Below are 798 nucleotides of genomic sequence, written 5' to 3'. Positions count from 1 at the left end.
ACTAGGGCATATAGCTATTATTTTTATAGCATGTTATGAATTTGGACGCCCTCGCCTCCTGGGCCGGCGCCGTGCGCAGACCCGCCCGCCTGCGCGCGCAGCAGCGCCGTGAACTCGGCCGCCGGCAGCGGGCGCTGGCACAGGTAGCCCTGGTAGCGGTCGCAACCGCGCTCGCGCAGGAAGGCCAGTTGCTCGGGCGTCTCCACGCCTTCGGCCAGCACCGCCAGCCCCAGGCTGTGGCCCATGGCGATGATGGCGGTGCAGATGGCCATGTCGTCGGTGCTTTGCGGCAAATCGCGGATGAAGCCCTGGTCAATCTTGAGCACGTCGATGGGAAAGCGCTTGAGGTGGGCGAGCGACGAATAGCCCGTGCCGAAGTCGTCGATGGCCATGCGCAGGCCCAGGCCGCGCAGGCGCAGCAGCATCTGGCGCGCTTCCTCGGGCCGCTCGGCGAGCGCGCCTTCGGTGATCTCCAGCTCCAGCTGCGTGGGCGGGTAGCCCGAGGCGGACAGGGCCGATGCCGCGCAGCCGGCCAGGTCGGTCAGGTGGAACTGGCGCGGCGACACGTTCACGGCCACCGTCAGGCCGGGCAGCCCGGCCTCGCGCCACGCCTGGCCCTGGCGGCAGGCCTCGTGCATGACCCACTCGCCCAGCGGGCCGATCACGCCGGAATGTTCGGCCACCGGGATGAAGCGCGCCGGGGAGATCATGCCCTCCTGCGGGTCCATCCAGCGCACCAGCGCCTCGGCGCCGATGACCCGGCCCGTGGCGATGTCCACCTGCGGCTGGTAGTGCAGC

At 69.9% G+C, this 798-nt stretch carries 1 protein-coding gene; it reads right to left on the bottom strand.

Going from position 1 to position 798, the window contains the following annotated elements; translation table 11 throughout:
* Window positions 1-23: 23 nt before the first annotated feature.
* On the bottom strand, window positions 24-798 hold a 775-nt coding region (locus AC27KI_RS26260; RefSeq protein ID WP_487116796.1), incomplete at its 5' end, for a putative bifunctional diguanylate cyclase/phosphodiesterase.

The sequence above is a fragment of the Acidovorax sp. KPB24-03 genome, from assembly GCF_057546605.1.
This window is presented reverse-complemented; position numbering and strand designations above follow the sequence as displayed.